Source organism: Natronomonas pharaonis DSM 2160 (assembly GCF_000026045.1).
Taxonomy (GTDB): domain Archaea; phylum Halobacteriota; class Halobacteria; order Halobacteriales; family Haloarculaceae; genus Natronomonas; species Natronomonas pharaonis.
The window spans coordinates 1,686,295-1,701,866 of the sequence record NC_007426.1 but is presented as its reverse complement, the minus strand read 5'-3'; the positions used below and the strand labels follow the sequence as shown (position 1 = coordinate 1,701,866).

The following is a 15,572-nucleotide window of genomic DNA, read 5'->3' as shown; positions in this document are numbered from 1 at the left end:
CGATATAATCTTTCCCCCGCAGAGCGCGTCCCCGACTGCGGTCAGGCGACGCTGATATGGGCCGCGAGCGACTCCCGGATTATCGTCCCGCAGTAGGAACACCTGACGCCGGCTTCGAGCACCTCGAAGCGGGAATCGACCGGTTCGTTTTCAGTCGTGATGCAGTTGGCGTTCGGACAGGAAAGAACGCCTTCGACCGTCTCCGGACGTGTAACTCGGTGTTTCTCGATAACCTCGAAATCGCGGACGATGTTGATGGTCGCTGCAGGCGCAATGAGCGACAGGACATCGACCTCGTTTTGGCTCAGCTCTCGCCCTTCGACCTTCACAATGTCTTTCCGGCCGAGTCGGTCGGAGGGGACGTTCATTCCGACGCTAATCTCGTCGCCGGAGGTGCCGTCGATGCCGAGAATGGCGAGGACGTTCAGCGCTTGACCGCCGGCGATGTGGTCGATGACGGTACCCTTCTGGATTTTCGAGACGCGGAGTTCAGTGTCTGTCATAGCATTTCATCGAGTAGGGCCATCCGTACCGGGACGCCGTTGTGTGCCTGTTTGAAGTAGGTTGCGTGCTCGGTCTCGTCGACATCGGCTGCGATTTCGCTGACCCGCGGCAGCGGATGCATCACCGTCAGGTCGTCTTTCGCTGATTCGAGCAGGTCTGCGTCAATGCGATATTCGCCGGCGACCTGTCGATACTCGTTTTCGTCCGGGAACCGCTCCCGCTGGATGCGGGTCACGTAGAGCACATCGAGCGTTTCGAGAACGCTCTCGATATCCGTATGCTCTCGTACCTGCGCGCCCGATTCGTGGAGGTCATACCGGACGCTCCGCGGGAGTTGGAGGCTTTCAGGGCTAATGAAGTGCTGGCTGACATCGAAGTTTGTCAACGCGTGGGCCAGCGAGTGGACGGTCCGGCCGTATTTCAGGTCGCCCATGATACCGATTGTCAGGTCGTCGAGCCCCGCGTTCTCGCGGATGGTGTACATGTCGAGCAGGGTCTGTGTCGGGTGCTGGCCAGCCCCGTCGCCGGCGTTGATAACCGGGACGTCAACGAACTCGCTTGCGAGCTTTGGCGACCCCTCGGAGGGATGCCGGAGGACAATGGCATCGGTGTAGCCCTCGATGACACGGACGGTGTCGGCGAGGCTTTCCCCTTTCTTGACTGACGAGGAGTCGACGCTCCCCATATCGACCGTGTCGCCGCCGAGCCGCTTCATCGCGGTGTCGAACGACATCTTCGTTCGGGTGCTCGGCTCGAAGAACAGCAGGCCGAGCAGCTTGTCGCTGTGCTTTTCCGCGACCGCGTCCGGGTCGGCCGCGATCTCGGCCGCGCGGTCGAGCACCCCTTCGATGTCGCCACGCGAGAGCTGTTTCGCACTGAGCAGATGGTCGTGGCGCATTACCGGAATGCCGGCGCGAACACTCTTGAATCCCCCGACCCGGACGGCCGTGTGTCCACTCCTGCCGTGGTCGAACCAGCCACGCGGAGACAGCAGACGCCAGTCGGATAGCCGACTGATACGGGCGGGACGGCGGGAAAACGGGTCCAACCGCCGGAACGCTTAATCGGCTCTGCCGAAAACAGTACGGTGATGCCAGAGCGTCTCCGAACCGGCGTCGATGCCCTCGATAGGCAGCTCGAAGGGGGCCTTCCGCCAGGCAGCGTCGTTGCGCTCGCGGCTGCACCAGCCAGTCAGGCGGAGCTACTGCTCTATGAGCTGACGGCGACCCGCGAGACGCTCTATCTCTCCATCGACCGAACCCGCGATGCGGTTGCAACGAGTATCGACAACGCGCCGACGGAAACCGGGTCGCCGACCGTCCGTGATGTCGCCGGCGAAGCGCCGCTTGACAACGCTGCAAAGCTCGTTTCGGCGCTCCCCGAGGGCGCGAATCTCATCGTCGACCCCGTTGACCCCCTCGAACGGAACGAGGCAGCCCGGTACCGGAAGTTCCTCAACGAGCTTAAAAATCACGTCACGAACACCCAAGGGCTCGCCGTACTCCACTGCCTCGACGGCCGCGACGTGCCACGGCTGCGCGACACGACAGCGCACATGGCGGATGTCGTCTTCGAGTTGGAGACGACTATCGCCGGGGACCGCGTCGAGAATCGCCTCGCCGTCCCCAAGTTCCGCGGCGGGCGGGCGCTCTCGGATGTCCTCAAACTCGACCTCGCCGCCGAGGTTGACATCGACACCAGCCGCGACATCGCCTGACCTGTACGACAGAAGCGGCCACCTCCCCGCGCTCCGTGTGCCGACAGTAGCCTTTCAAGTTCCCCGGCTCGTAGACACCGGTATGGACCTGTTCGGAACGGCCGGTATCCGTGGCGCCGCACAAACCGACGTGACGCCGTCGCTCGCGCTCGCTGCCGGACGAGCGGCCGCCGAAGACGGGGCGACGTTCGTCGTCGGACGGGACGGGAGAGAGACCGGTCCCGCACTCGCCGCCGCCGTTGAGGCGGGGCTCGAAAGCGGTGGGGCCGATGTCTACCGGCTCGGCGCTGTCCCGACGCCGACGCTCGCCTACGCCTCTCGCGGCCGCCGCGGCATCATGGTGACTGCGAGCCACAATCCGCCGGCCGACAACGGGCTGAAGTTCTTCGTTGACGGCACCGAGTACGACCGCGACGCCGAACGCCGCGTCGAGTCGCGCGTCCTCTCTGACCCGTCGCCGGTCGAATGGGACGAGTGGGGAGACAGCTACCGCATGGACGTGCTCGAAGCGTACCGAACCGCAGTCGTCGAATACGTCAAGACATCCTTCGGCGACTGTGAGGGGCTTCGCGTGGCCGTCGACTGCGGCAACGGGATGGCGAGCCACGCGACACCACAGGTGCTTCGCGAGTTGGGTGCCGAAATCGTGGCTCTCAACGCCAACGTCGACGGCCATTTCCCTGGCCGGGAGTCCAAACCCACCGCAGAAAGCCTCGAAGCACTCCGGACGTTCGTCGCTGACGGCGAGTTCGACCTCGGTATCGGCCACGACGGTGACGCCGACCGCATCGTAGTTATCGACAGCAGCGGAGATGTCGTCCATGAAGATACGGTGTTAGCAATTCTGGCAAAGCGGTATACAGCACAGGCATCCGAGCCATCGCCGGTCGTCGTGACGACGCCGAACGCCTCCGGCCGCATCGACGAGGCTGTCGAAGCCGCCGGCGGCAGCGTCGAGCGCGTCCGGCTCGGCGCGCTCCACGAGGGCATCGCCGACGCAAGCGCCGGCGAGGGGACCGTCGTCTTCGCCGCCGAGCCATGGAAGCACACCCATACCCGGTTCGGACCGTGGATAGACGGTGTTGCAAGCGCAGCCGTCTTGGGGGCACTCGTCGCTGACCGCGGTATCGAGCCGCTCCGCGAGCCGATTACCGAACGACCCTACCGGAAGCACAACGTCGACTGCCCGGACGAAGACAAGTCGGGGGCGATGTCGCTGCTCGAATCCCGGCTTCCCGAACAGTTCCCCGAGGCAACAGCGACGACCGACCACGGCGTCCGCCTCGCTTTCGATGACGGCTCGTGGGTGCTTGTCCGTCCGAGCGGCACCGAGCCGTATCTCCGGCTCTACGCGGAAAGCGAATCCGTCGATGCACTGGTCGACGACGTCGCCGCTGTCGTCCGCTCTGCGGTCGCCGAGGCGGACTAGCCCGGAGCTATTTGCCTGCCGGGCGAGTGGGTCCGGCATGGACGATGCCGACCTCATCGATGCGGCCAGAAAAGCAGTAGAACAATCGTACGCGCCGTATTCGGAGTACTACGTCGGGGCTGCGATAGCGACCGCCGACGGAGCGGTCTTTTCGGGCTGTAACATCGAGAACGCGAACTACTCCAACAGCGTCCACGCCGAGGAGCTGGCGCTGTCGAAGGCGGTCGAGGCCGGCCACAGGTCGTTCGACCGCATCGCGGTCAGCTCCGCACGCCGGGACGGCGTCACCCCCTGTGGGATGTGTCGGCAGTCGCTGGCGGAGTTTTGCGGCGACGACCTCCGAATCATCTGTGACGGCCCCGACGGTCGCGTCGAATACACCCTCGGCGAACTGCTTCCCGAGACCATCACCGCTTCCCACCTCCAATGAGCGACGACCAGTACCACATCGAACTCTCCGACGGCGATGTTGACGGTCCCGTGCTGTTACCGGGCGACCCCGACCGGATCGATATCATCGCCGACTGCTGGGACAACGCGGAACCGTTGGCGGACCACCGGGAGTACCGGACCGCCGCTGGCGAATACGACGGCGAGCCGCTGGCGGCGACCTCGACCGGCATCGGGTCGCCGTCGGCCGCCATCGCCGTCGAGGAGCTCGCGCGCGTCGGCGCTGAGACGTTCATCCGCGTCGGCTCCTGTGGCACGATTCAGCCGGAGGTCGAGGTTGGCGACCTGGTCATCACGACTGCGGCGGTCAGAAAGGAAGGCACGAGCGATGAGTACATCCGAGCGGACTACCCTGCGAGCGCCCACGACGAAGTGGTAACTGCACTGGTAACTGCGGCTGAACGGCTGGGCCACGAGTATCACCTTGGCGTCACCTGCTCGACGGACTCGTTTTACGCCGGACAGGCGCGGGATGGGGTTGGTGGGTTCCGTGCCGCCGGGGCTGAAGCGGAACTCGAAGCGCTTCGGGAAGCTGGGGTCCTGAACTTCGAGATGGAAGCAAGCACGGTGTTAACGCTCGCTGGGCTCTATGGGCTCCGTGCCGGCGCGGTCTGTACCGTCTACGCCGACCGAACAACAGGGGAGTTTCGCACCGACGGCCAACAGAAGGCCGCCGAGACTGCCTCGCTGGCGGCGGCGCTGCTGTCGAAGATGGACCGACTCAAAAACGCGGCCGGCGTCGACCGCTGGCATGCAGGCCTATCCCTCGACGACCACTGAGTGCCCGGCTGCGCCGGGCGTCGCTTACATGTCGGGGAAGGCTTTCGCGGCGTCCGAGAAGCCGGTGACCTTCGCAATCCAGCGTGCGGCGACGGTCTTTTTCAGCGCCTTTGCGGCCGGGCCGCCGAAGGTATCAACCGGCAGGCCCTTGACGTTGTGAGCGACAGCCTTGCCGCCGACGGAGATGAGCGTCCCCTTGTCCTCGTATTCCCACTCGGTTAGCGGCTGGCCGCGGATCTCGCGGGCGATGTTTTCGCCGGCAACCTCGGCAGCCTGCCAGGCGGCCTGTGCTGTCGGCGGCGCGGGGTTGTCTTGGTCGGGCTGGTCGATAAGCGCCGCATCGCCGATGGCAAAGACCCGCTCGTCGGAGGTCTGGAAGTTCGAGGCGGCCTCGATGCGGTTGCTTCGGTCGTCCTTGTCGACGTTGGCGGTCTCGGCGGCGTCTTGGCCGGTGATACCGCCGGTCCACAGCAGCACGTCGTAGTCGAGTTCCTTCTCGTCGCCGACGTAGACGGTGTCGTCGTCGACCTCGCCGATGAACTCGCCGGTGTGAATCTGGACATCCTTGTCCTCGAGCAGCTTGCGGAGCTTGGCCTGGACGACCGGGTCGTTGTTCGGGAAGACGTTGTCCAGTCCCTCCACAAGGTGGATTTCAAGCGGTGCGCGGTTGCTGTCGCGGTACTCGGCGATTTCGCCGGCCGACTGAATGCCGGAGAGACCGGCTCCCCCGACGATGACCTGTGCCGGGTCGTTACGGGACGCCTCCCGTGCGGCTTCGGAGACAGCCTCGTGGATTTCGAGGGCGTCGTCGAGCGTCTTGAGCGTCAGCGAGTGCTCTTCGAGGCCGTCGATGCCGAAGAAGGCGGTCTGGGAGCCGATACCGACGAGCAGGTAATCGTACTCGACCGTGGAGTCGTCATCGAGTGTGATGACGCGTTCGTCGGTGTCGATGTCCTCGACGCGGCCCTGCACGAACCGAGTCGAAGGGGACTTGATTTCGGTAACGTCGAAGGTGATCTTCTCCTGAATGTCCGGGTCCCGGATGCAGCGGTGGGACTCGTGGAGCACGAGGTGGTGGTCGACGTCGGAGATCCAGGTAATGTCCGCTTCGCCGTCGAGTTCCGATTCGAGCGAGTTGATTGCGCCGGTGCCGGCATAACCGGACCCGAGCACGACGACATCGTCCGTCATAGATTGGTGTGCGTTGTCCACCGATACAAACCTGTTGGAACCGGCCTCCGAGAAAAATTTTGCCCGGACCGTCGCTCGCTCGCATCGGTCGCTACCCGAACTGTGTGCTCGAAGCGATGGAGAGAGCACGACACCGCTGCCTGAATGGCGGGTGTCGCTGACGAGAAATACCTGCCAGTATCAGTGGAGCGGGTCCTCGTCGCCGGCCGGGGCCGCCATGTTGTCGATAGTGAGAATGAGGCTGTTGTTCGTGTCGTCCTTTCCTTCGAGCTCACCCTCGATGAGCAGCTTCGAAAGCGGCGTCGGACCGACGCTGATCTTGTCGCCTTCCTCGAAGTCCGCCATCGAGCCCTGTAGCTTGATTTCGGCGCGGCACAGCTCGGGGTGATGGACGCTTGTGAGGTCGATTTCCTGTACGTTCGCCTCTTCGACGAGGTCGCCTTCGTGATTGAACGGCACGTCGGCGGCCTGCTCCATCTCCTGTATCTTCAGCGCGTCGTAGGCCGTCGCTGTCGGCTTGTATCCTCCTTTCGGCCCTGGTACCCCTTCTACGAGCTGTAGCGCTTTCAGACTCTGCATCTGGTTGCGGATTGTCCCCGGATTCCGGTCGACCTTCTCGGCGATGTCCTCGCCTTTGACGGCGCTTTCCGACTCTCGGTAGAGATTGATTAGCTCCTGAAGAATCGTCTTCTGGCTCGGGGTGAGCTCAATAGATGACATAACCTATCCTTTGGTAGTTCTAATCTTAAATGCGACGGTGGGTGACGGAGACGATTCGGCTGGAACCGCTGTCGGCAGCCTCAGACCCGCACACAGCGGTATCAGAGCACGTTAGCCCCGTAGCGCGTTCCGGTACGCATTTTTATCGGCCGCTCGCCGGCCTCGGTATGGACGGCCAGCGCGTGCTCGTTACTGGCGGAGCGGGTTTTATTGGGTCCACGCTCGCGAACCGGCTGTCGGTTACAAACGATGTCGTTGTCGTCGACGACTGCTATCTCGGGACACCAGAAAACCTCGAGTCGGCCGTCACATTCAACGAGCGAAGCGTCCTTGACGACGACCTTCCAACGGATGTCGATGTTGTCTTTCATTGTGCGGCGCTTTCGTCGTATCCAATGCACGAGTCGGACCCGACACGCGGCGCTCGCGTCAATGTCGAGGGGTTCGTCAACGTTGTCGAGCAGGCTCGCGCTGATGGCTGTGACACTGTCGTCTACGCCTCATCCTCGTCCGTCTACGGGAGCCGCTCGGAACCGACTACTGAGGCCGCACCCGTCGCGGCGAACTCGGGCTATGAGGCCTCGAAGCTCGCCCGCGAGCGCTACGCGGAGTATTTCAGCCACCATTACGGACTGTCGCTGGCCGGGATGCGGCTGTTCTCCGTCTATCAGGGCTACGGCGCTGCGGAAGGGCACAAGGGCGAGTACGCCAACCTCGTCGCACAGTTCGTCGACGACATCGCGACCGGCGAGCGGCCGGCCATCTACGGCGACGGAACGCAAACCCGGGATTTCATCCACGTTGAGGATGTCGTCGCAGCACTCTGCTCGGCCGCTGAAGCTGCACTTGATGGCGTCTACAACGTCGGGACGGGCGACCGATACTCGTTGAACGACCTCGTCGATAAAATAAACGAGACGGTCGGGGCCGACATCCGGCCGAAATACGTCGAGAACCCGATTCCGGAAGACGTCTACGTCACCGACACCTGTGCCGACTGTTCAAAACTCCGGTCGGAAACGAACTGGGAGCCGACCGTCGGCTTCGATGAGGGCGTCAAGCGAGTCTGCGAACAGTACCGCTAAGCGACACGTTAGAGGTCCAGCAGCTCCGCGACCTGCTGCATGTCCTTGTCGCCGCGTCCCGAGAGGTTGACGACGATGGTTTCGTGGTCGGTCTCGTCGGCGACCTGTCCGGCCAGCGCAACCGCGTGTGCCGACTCCAGTGCCGGAATGATACCCTCAAGCTCCGAGAGGTCCCGGAAGGCGGTCAGCGCTTCGTCGTCTTCGATAGCGCGGTACTCACAGCGACCGACCGCACGGAACATCGCGTGCTCGGGGCCGACACCCGGGTAGTCGAGTCCTGCAGAGACGCTGTGAACCTCGGCGTCGTCTTCGAGAACGCGGGTTCGCATCCCGTGGAGCACATCCTCGGTACCGGCAGCCAGCGGGGCGGCGTGACTGCCGGAGTCACTGCCTTGCCCGCCACCCTCGCCGCCGTAAAAGGCGACGTCGTCGTCGCGGAAGGCGTCGAACAACCCGATGGCGTTTGACCCGCCGCCGACGCAGGCGACACATGCGTCCGGCAGCCCGCCAAGCCGGTCGATAGCCTGCTCGCGTGCCTCTTTGCCGATGACCGATTGGAACTCCCGTACCATCCGCGGGAAGGGGTCGGGGCCGACAACGCTGCCAACCAGATAGTGGGTGGTGTCGATGTTCTCGGCGAAGTCCTCGAGGGCAACATCGACGGCTTCGGCGAGGCCTTCCTCACCGCGGGTGACCTCATTCACTTCAGCACCCATCAGCCGCATCCGGAACACGTTCATCTGCTGGCGGCGGGCGTCCTTCCGCCCCATGTAGATCTCCGTGTCGAGGTCGAAAAGCGCACCCGCCATCGCCGTTGCGGTGCCGTGCTGACCGGCTCCGGTTTCGGCGATGAGGCGGTCTTTCCCGGCCTTTTTTGCCAAGAGCGCCTGCCCGACCGCGTTGTTGATTTTGTGTGCGCCACCGTGGAGTAGGTCCTCCCGCTTGAGGTAGATGTCCGCCCCGTAGGCGTCGCTGAGGTTTCGTGCGTGGTACAGCGGTGTCGGTCGCCCGGCGAAGTCGCCGAGCAGGTCGCGGAACTCCGCCTGAAAGCCATCGTCGCCGACGATGTCGTCGAACGTCCCCGCGAGCTGTTCCAGCGGCTCTTGTAGCGGCTCCGGCACGTAGCGGCCGCCGAAGTCGCCGAACTCGTGGTCGCCCATCCCGTCGGTGTCGCTCATGGCTGAACGCTGTGGGCTACCGAACAAAACTGTTGCGAGACGAACGGAGCCGGTCAGCGATGGGCGCGAGCGCCGGTCACTCCGCGCTGTCGACGTCGATGCCGGCGATGCGGTCGTCGTCGTCAACTGACATGACGACGACGCCCTTGGTGTTTCTGCCGACGGTCGATATCTCATCGACAGTTGTCCGCATAATCTGGCCGGACTCGCTCATGATAACTAGACCGTCGTCTTCCGAGACGGCGTCGAGCGAACAGACCGGGCCGTTCCGCTCGTCGGTCTTGATGTCGACGAGACCCTTCCCGTAGCGGGACTGGCGTCGATACTCCGACAGCGGCGTCCGCTTGCCGTAGCCGTTCTTCGTTACCGTCAGCAGGTCGCGGTCGTCGTCGCTGCTGGCGGCGACAAGCCCTGTGGCCCGGTCGTCGCCTTCGAGCTTGATGCCGTTGACGCCGCGAGCCGACCGGCCCATCGGCCGTGCATCGGACTCGTCGAAGCGTATCGTCATGCCGTGCTTTGTCCCGACGAGCAGGTCGCCATCGCCGTCCGTGACTTCGACGTCGACCAGCGAATCGTCGTCTTCGAGACTGACAGCCCGGATGCCGCCGGCGTGGACGTTCTCGAACTCGGAGACGGCAGTTCGTTTGACGTAGCCGGCCTCGGTTGCCATCGCAAGATACCCCTCGTCGATGTCGTCGGTGTTGACGACCGCCGTTATCTCCTCGCCGTCGTTGAGGTCGAGAACATTGACTGCCGAGGTGCCGCGGGCGGTCCGGCCCATCTCCGGGAGTTCGAAGACCTTCAGCCGATAGACCTGCCCTTGGTTGGTAAAGCAGAGCAGGTAATCGTGCGTCGAAGCGGTAAACACCGTCGAGACGCGGTCGCCTTCCTTCGGCCGGGAGCCGATGATACCCTTGCCACCGCGGTGCTGTGGGTCGAACTCCGAAAGCGGCATCCGCTTGACGTAATCCTCTTCGGTGACGACAACGACGACTTCCTCCTCGGCGATGAGGTCTTCGCGAGTGACCGAGCCAGCGTCCTCGATGACATCCGTCTGCCGCTCGTCGGCGTACTCGGCTTTGATATCCCGAAGCTCGTCTTTGATGACACCGAGCAGCTCGCTTTCGTCGTTGAGAATCGTCTCCAACCGCTCGATTTCCGCCTGTACATCCTCGTATTCGGTCTCGATTTCGCCGGCCTCCATCGAGGTCAACGAACCGAGCTGCATCCGAACGATGTGCTCGGCTTGGTCCTCAGAGAGGTCGTAGGCCTTCCGAAGCGCCGCCATTGCGGCGTCGCGGTCGTCGCTGTTCTGGATGTGGTCGACGACGTCGTCGACGTTATCTAGGGCGACCAGCCGGCCTTCAAGGATATGAGCGCGGTCTTTGGCTTCCTGCAGTTCGAACTGCGAGCGGCGGCGAACGACCTCGCGGCGATGGCCGACGAAGGCCTCCAGAAGCTCCTTGAGGTTCAGCACGCGCGGTTGGTCGTCGACAAGCGCAAGCGAGATAATCGAGAACGTGTTTTCGAGGTGGTGTTCCAGCAGCTGGTTTTTGACGACATCGGCGTTGGATCCGCGCTTGCACTCGATGACAACGCGGACGCCATCGCGGTCGGACTCGTCGCGGATGTCGCGGATACCCTCTATCTTGCCCTCTTGGACGTCTTCGGCGATGCGTTCGATGCGGCGGGCCTTGTTCTCCTGATACGGAAGCTCGGTGACAACAATGCGGTCGCCGCCGCGGTCGGTCCGCTCGATGTCCATCTCCGCGCGAACCCGGAGTCGGCCGCGGCCCTCGGTGTAGGCGTCCCAGATGCCCTCGCGGTTGACGATGTTGGCACCGGTCGGGAAGTCCGGCCCCTTGATGTAGCCGTCCGAGTCGGGCGTGTCAATGAGGTCAGCGACAGCACAGTCCGGGTTGTCGATGAGGTGGATGGCGGCATCGATGACCTCACCGAGGTTGTGCGGCGGAATGTTCGTCGACATCCCGACGGCGATACCCGATGCACCGTTTACCAACAGGTTCGGCACCCGGGCTGGCAACACGACTGGTTCGGTCAGCCGGTCGTCGTAGTTGCTCTCGAAGTCGACGGTGTCTTTGTCGATGTCGGCCAGCAACTCCTCGGCGATGGGTGCCATCCGGGCCTCGGTGTAGCGCATCGCGGCTGGCGGGTCGCCGTCGACGGAGCCGAAGTTCCCCTGTCCGTCGACGAGCGGGTACCGCAGCGAGAAGTCCTGTGCCATCCGGGCCAGCGCGTCGTAGATAGCCGAGTCACCGTGAGGGTGGTAGTTACCCATCGTCTCACCGACGATGGAGGAGGACTTCCGATGGCCGGACCGGGACGTAACGCCCATCTCCTCCATCGCATAGAGGATGCGCCGTTGGACGGGCTTGAGACCGTCGCGGGCGTCGGGCAGCGCACGCCCGACGATAACGCTCATCGCGTAGTCGATGTACGACTGCTCCATCTCGTCTTCGATGCGAACCGGTTCGATCTCCTCGGCCGGCACGTCCGGCGTGTCGGGGACATCTGAGCTCATATATCTATCCACTCGGCTTCGTCGGCGTGTTCCTTGATGAACTGCTTGCGCGGCTCGACGGCGTCACCCATCAGGACGCTGAACATCCGGTCGGCTGCGGCGGCGTCCTCGATGGTGATTTGCTTGAGGATGCGGTTTTCCGGGTTCATCGTCGTATCCCACAGCTGTTTGGGATTCATTTCGCCGAGTCCCTTGAACCGCTGGACCTGGTCGGGCGAGCCGTCACAGACCTCCTCGACGATGCGGTCGCGTTCGGCTTCGGTCATCGCGTCGTACGTGTCGCCGCCGTCCCGGACCCGATACAGCGGTGGTTGGGCCGCATAGACGTAGCCGGCCTCGATGAGCGGCGTCATGTGTCGATACAGGAACGTCAAGAGCAGCGTCCGAATGTGTGCACCGTCGACGTCGGCGTCACAGAGGATGATAATCTTCTGATACCGGGCTTCCTCGATGTCGAACTCCTCACCGATACCGGTGCCGACGGCGGTGATGAGATTGCGTATCTCGTTGTTTTCGAGGATGCGGTCAAGGCGGTGTTTCTCAACGTTGAGAATCTTCCCGCGGAGCGGCAGGATGGCCTGAAATTCCGGGTTGCGGCCCTGTTTTGCCGAGCCGCCGGCCGAGTCCCCCTCGACGACGAAGAGCTCCGACTCCTCGGGGTCTCTCGTCTGGCAGTCGGAGAGCTTGCCGGGGAGACTTGTGGATTCGAGCGCCGACTTCCGGCGGGTCAGCTCCTCGGCCTTCTTGGCGGCCTTCCGCGCCTTCGCCGCTTCGACGGCCTTCGAGATGATTGCCTCGGCAGTGTCAGGATGCTCCTCTAGATGCGTCGCGAGTTCTTCGTGGACGGCGCTTTCGACGATGCCTCGGACCTCGCCGTTGCCGAGTTTCGTCTTCGTCTGCCCCTCGAACTGCGGGTCCGGGTGCTTGATGGAAATGACGGCGGTCAGTCCCTCGCGGATATCCTCGCCTTTGAGATTCCCGTCGAGGTCTTTCAGCATGCCGTTGCTCGTCGCATAGTCGTTGATGACGCGTGTCAGCGCCGTTTTGAAGCCGGTCAGGTGGGTCCCGCCTTCACGGGTGTTGATGTTGTTCGCGAAGGCGTGTATCGACCCCTGCACCCCTGCTGTCGCCTGCATGGCGACCTCGACATGGATGTCGTCTTCTTCGTCTTCGAAGTAGATGATGTTCTCGTGGAGTACGTCCCGCGTCTCGTTGAGGTACGCGACGAACTCTCGGATGCCGCCGTCATACTCGAACGTCGACGCGTCCGGCTCCTCGGGGCGCTCGTCGCGGATGGTAATACCGACGCCGGGATTGAGAAATGCCAGCTCGCGGAGCCGCGACTCCAGCGTCGAGAAGGTGAAGTCGGTCGTCTCGAAGATGTCGTCGTCGGGCCAAAACCGGATTTCGGTGCCCGTCGACTCGTTGGGGTCCATCTCCCGCACCTGTTCGAGCCCGTTTTCCGGCTCCCCGTGGTCGAACCGGTGGTGCCAGACGTGGCCGTCGCGCTTGATTTCGACTTCGAGCCACTTCGAGAGGGCGTTGACGACGGAGACACCGACGCCGTGGAGGCCACCGGAGACCTGATAGGACTTGCTGTCGAACTTTCCGCCGGCGTGGAGAACGGTCATGATGACCTCGACGGCCGGTCTGTCGTGGTCCTCGTGGGTATCGACCGGGATACCGCGACCGTCGTCGCGGACGGTCACCGAGCCGTCGTCGTTGATGACGACTTCGATGGTGTCGCAGTATCCGGCCAGCGCCTCGTCGATGGCGTTGTCGACAACCTCGTAGACGAGGTGATGGAGCCCGCGGGTGTCCGTCGACCCGATGTACATCGCCGGGCGCTTCCGGACCGCCTCTAGCCCCTCCAGTACCTGAATCTGTCCGGCACTGTATTCACTATCCTGAGACATCTGATTCTTACCGCCACCTTGCAACCCTGCAGTTATAAACTTCCCGTACGCGCGCGAGACTGCGGCCCCGGGCCAGTGCGGCCTACTGTTCTGTCGTGACCGGTTCGACCGTTGTGTCTCCACTGTCGCCGTGTTGCCCCAGTCCTCCAGCGACGGCATGGGGACTGAGGAACTCCTTCGTCCGCTCGCTTTTCGCGCCGAGCGGTGTATTAAGTATCCCGTTGCGCTACGTGGAGTATGAGCGACCGCGAGACGGACGATATTCGGTCAACACGCGAGCTAACGAGGGAGGAGCTCCACACGACCTTCGAGTATCAGGTTTCCCGCATACAGGAAATCGACGCCAAAGCGGTCGAGATTCTAAAGGCCAATCTCCTTCTCATCGGGATTCTGGTCACGGCAGGGTCGGTGTTGGTGCAGACGGAGTTCGAGGCGGCGGTGTTTCTCAACGTATTCACCGTGACCGGCGGACTGTTGCTTTTTGTGTCAACTGGGCTCGCGGGCGTCACCTACACTGCCTCAAATCTCCGTGGAGGACTCGATGCGGCGGCCGTCGAGCAGGCACTCACCACTGACAGCGATGAAGCGTTCGAAGAACGGCTGCTCCGGAGCTACGGTCGCTGGATAGAGTACAACGCCCAAGTGACAGCGGTCAACGATATGCTCGCCAGCGCGACGGTACTGCTCGTCATTGTCTCGTTTGCATACGTCGTCGCTGGCATCGCTGTCGGGGGTGCCGCACTCGGAACAGTGGCCACTGTCGGGTTATTTATCGCCTTTACAATCCCCGTCGTGTGGCTCGTCAGGCTAGCATATCATATGGACCATCTTGGCGGAGCGTTTCAGGACGCCGACGACGATTCGTTTTCGGGGGTTCGAATATCGAAAGGAGCGACGAGGGGGGACGGCCTTGCGTCACTCAAACGGATACTGTTCGGTAGCCCCCCGGACTCCGGTAGTGACGATGAGAGCGGGCGGTGAAGAACGCCTCTGCTGTGGCTACTCGTCGCCGTCGTCTTCGGTCACAACAGTAAAGGTAAACTCGTCGCCGGCATCTTCGAGACCGTCATCATCGACGATTTCGACCGTGATTTCCTCGCGTTCGTCCGTGTCAACGTTCTCCGCTTCGGCGTCGGTCTCGTCGCTCTCGTCGGCAGCGCCGTCCGTATCGGTATCAGCCGACATATCGACGTTGAGGGTGAGGTCATCCTCTTCGTCGAGCTCGTCGCTATCGAGTTGCATCGCGACGTGGTTACTGAGAACCGTTTCTTCGTCGATATCGACAGTCACGTGGACGGTATCGGACGCGCCGTCGACCGTCACGTCGGCGTCAACCTCGTCGCCGTCACGGTCAGTCACTGCCATCTCGACGGTATCCGGCTCGCCAAGGAACGTTTGAATCTGGTAGGCCACATCGCCGTCGTCGGGCAGTGCTCCCGTGAGCTGGTCGATTTCATCGTCGCTCAGGTGGCCGTCATCCTCGACGGTCACATTCACGTCATCAATCGGGGCGATGGTTCTGTCGATGACGAGCGCGCTCTCATCCACGTTTACGGACAGCGACGCACTCGGGAGGGGGCGGTCGTCACTGGGGGGCGAGAGCTTGACGGTGTATTCGCCTTCGATTGGGACGAACGCTCCGTCATCGAGAGCCTTCGACTGGTGGATATCGAGTTGGAGGGCGTCAACACCGTCGAAGTGCTCTTGGAGGGGCTCGGTCTCACGCACGAGGTCGGATATCTCATCCGTCTCCTCGTCGGTGAGCGTGTCGTCGTGGTCGACGATCTCGAAGTCGGTTTCCGCAAGCGATGCGTCAGCGGGGTCGGAGGTGCTCGCACTCCCGGCGACTGTGAGCCCCGCAGTAGCGAGGGTCACAAGCGCCGCAAGGGCGAGCACGTAGACGGTGTAGCGGTAGTCTCGTTGCATGGGTAGACCAGTTCAGGGCGGCAGTCCCCCGGCGGTTCCGCGTCGCCGTCCGAGTGACTACCGCATCGAGACCTTGGTTGAAACCCCTCATTAATCCCCGTTGGAAAGAGGTGTGAAACACGTTTCAGCGGCGT

The 15,572-nt window shown here is 63.0% G+C and carries 14 protein-coding genes; 6 read left to right on the top strand and 8 right to left on the bottom strand.

Going from position 1 to position 15,572, the window contains the following annotated elements; all coding sequences use genetic code 11:
- Positions 1-41 precede the first annotated feature (41 nt).
- Both pyrI and pyrB read right to left on the bottom strand, forming a co-directional pair.
- On the bottom strand, positions 42-503 hold the full coding sequence (gene pyrI / locus NP_RS08700) for an aspartate carbamoyltransferase regulatory subunit (protein ID WP_011323471.1): 462 nt from the start codon (positions 501-503) through the stop codon (positions 42-44).
- Positions 500-1,402, bottom strand: coding sequence for an aspartate carbamoyltransferase (gene pyrB / locus NP_RS08695; protein WP_011323470.1), 903 nt, complete (start codon positions 1,400-1,402; stop codon positions 500-502). Before pyrB ends, pyrI begins: the two co-directional genes overlap by 4 nt.
- 192 nt (positions 1,403-1,594) lie before the next feature.
- On the opposite strand from pyrB, the gene NP_RS08690 reads away from it, so the two are divergent.
- From NP_RS08690 to NP_RS08675, 4 genes are all read left to right on the top strand, one after another.
- Positions 1,595-2,221: an RAD55 family ATPase gene (locus tag NP_RS08690; RefSeq protein WP_011323469.1), complete on the top strand. Its 627-nt coding sequence runs from the start codon at positions 1,595-1,597 to the stop codon at positions 2,219-2,221.
- A gap of 82 nt (positions 2,222-2,303) precedes the next feature.
- Positions 2,304-3,650, top strand: coding sequence for a phosphohexomutase domain-containing protein (locus tag NP_RS08685; protein WP_011323468.1), 1,347 nt, complete (start codon positions 2,304-2,306; stop codon positions 3,648-3,650).
- Positions 3,651-3,687: 37 nt separating this feature from the next.
- Positions 3,688-4,080 (top strand): cytidine deaminase, encoded by a 393-nt coding sequence (gene cdd, locus NP_RS08680; RefSeq protein WP_011323467.1) that lies wholly within the window; start codon positions 3,688-3,690, stop codon positions 4,078-4,080.
- Positions 4,077-4,880: a nucleoside phosphorylase gene (locus NP_RS08675; protein ID WP_011323466.1), complete on the top strand. Its 804-nt coding sequence runs from the start codon at positions 4,077-4,079 to the stop codon at positions 4,878-4,880. Before cdd ends, NP_RS08675 begins: the two co-directional genes overlap by 4 nt.
- Positions 4,881-4,904: 24 nt before the next feature.
- Here the strand turns inward: NP_RS08675 and NP_RS08670 are convergent, their stop codons facing one another.
- Both NP_RS08670 and NP_RS08665 read right to left on the bottom strand, forming a co-directional pair.
- Positions 4,905-6,071: an NAD(P)/FAD-dependent oxidoreductase gene (locus NP_RS08670; protein WP_011323465.1), complete on the bottom strand. Its 1,167-nt coding sequence runs from the start codon at positions 6,069-6,071 to the stop codon at positions 4,905-4,907.
- 180 nt (positions 6,072-6,251) lie between these two features.
- Positions 6,252-6,791, bottom strand: coding sequence for an Rrf2 family transcriptional regulator (locus NP_RS08665; protein WP_011323464.1), 540 nt, complete (start codon positions 6,789-6,791; stop codon positions 6,252-6,254).
- Between the two features lie 167 nt (positions 6,792-6,958).
- Here NP_RS08665 and NP_RS08660 point away from each other — a divergent pair, with 167 nt between their 5' ends.
- Entirely contained in the window at positions 6,959-7,876 is a 918-nt protein-coding gene (locus NP_RS08660) for an NAD-dependent epimerase/dehydratase family protein (protein WP_011323463.1), read from the top strand.
- An 8-nt stretch (positions 7,877-7,884) separates the two neighbouring features.
- On the opposite strand, the gene trpB is transcribed toward NP_RS08660, so the two are convergent.
- From trpB to gyrB, 3 genes are all read right to left on the bottom strand, one after another.
- On the bottom strand, positions 7,885-9,054 hold the full coding sequence (trpB, locus tag NP_RS08655; protein WP_011323462.1) for a tryptophan synthase subunit beta: 1,170 nt from the start codon (positions 9,052-9,054) through the stop codon (positions 7,885-7,887).
- A gap of 76 nt (positions 9,055-9,130) precedes the next feature.
- A complete protein-coding gene (gene gyrA / locus NP_RS08650) occupies positions 9,131-11,596 on the bottom strand; it encodes a DNA gyrase subunit A (RefSeq protein WP_011323461.1) in 2,466 nt (821 codons plus the stop codon).
- The gene (gene gyrB, locus NP_RS08645) at positions 11,593-13,512 is read right to left on the bottom strand and encodes a DNA topoisomerase (ATP-hydrolyzing) subunit B (protein ID WP_011323460.1); all 1,920 of its coding nucleotides are present in this window, start codon (positions 13,510-13,512) and stop codon (positions 11,593-11,595) included. Before gyrB ends, gyrA begins: the two co-directional genes overlap by 4 nt.
- 237 nt (positions 13,513-13,749) lie before the next feature.
- On the opposite strand from gyrB, the gene NP_RS08640 reads away from it, so the two are divergent.
- Complete coding sequence (locus NP_RS08640) at positions 13,750-14,493, top strand: hypothetical protein (protein ID WP_011323459.1); 744 nt, start codon at positions 13,750-13,752, stop codon at positions 14,491-14,493.
- Between the two features lie 18 nt (positions 14,494-14,511).
- Here NP_RS08640 and NP_RS08635 read toward each other — a convergent pair whose 3' ends face one another.
- Positions 14,512-15,438, bottom strand: coding sequence for a hypothetical protein (locus NP_RS08635; protein ID WP_011323458.1), 927 nt, complete (start codon positions 15,436-15,438; stop codon positions 14,512-14,514).
- Positions 15,439-15,572: the final 134 nt, after the last annotated feature.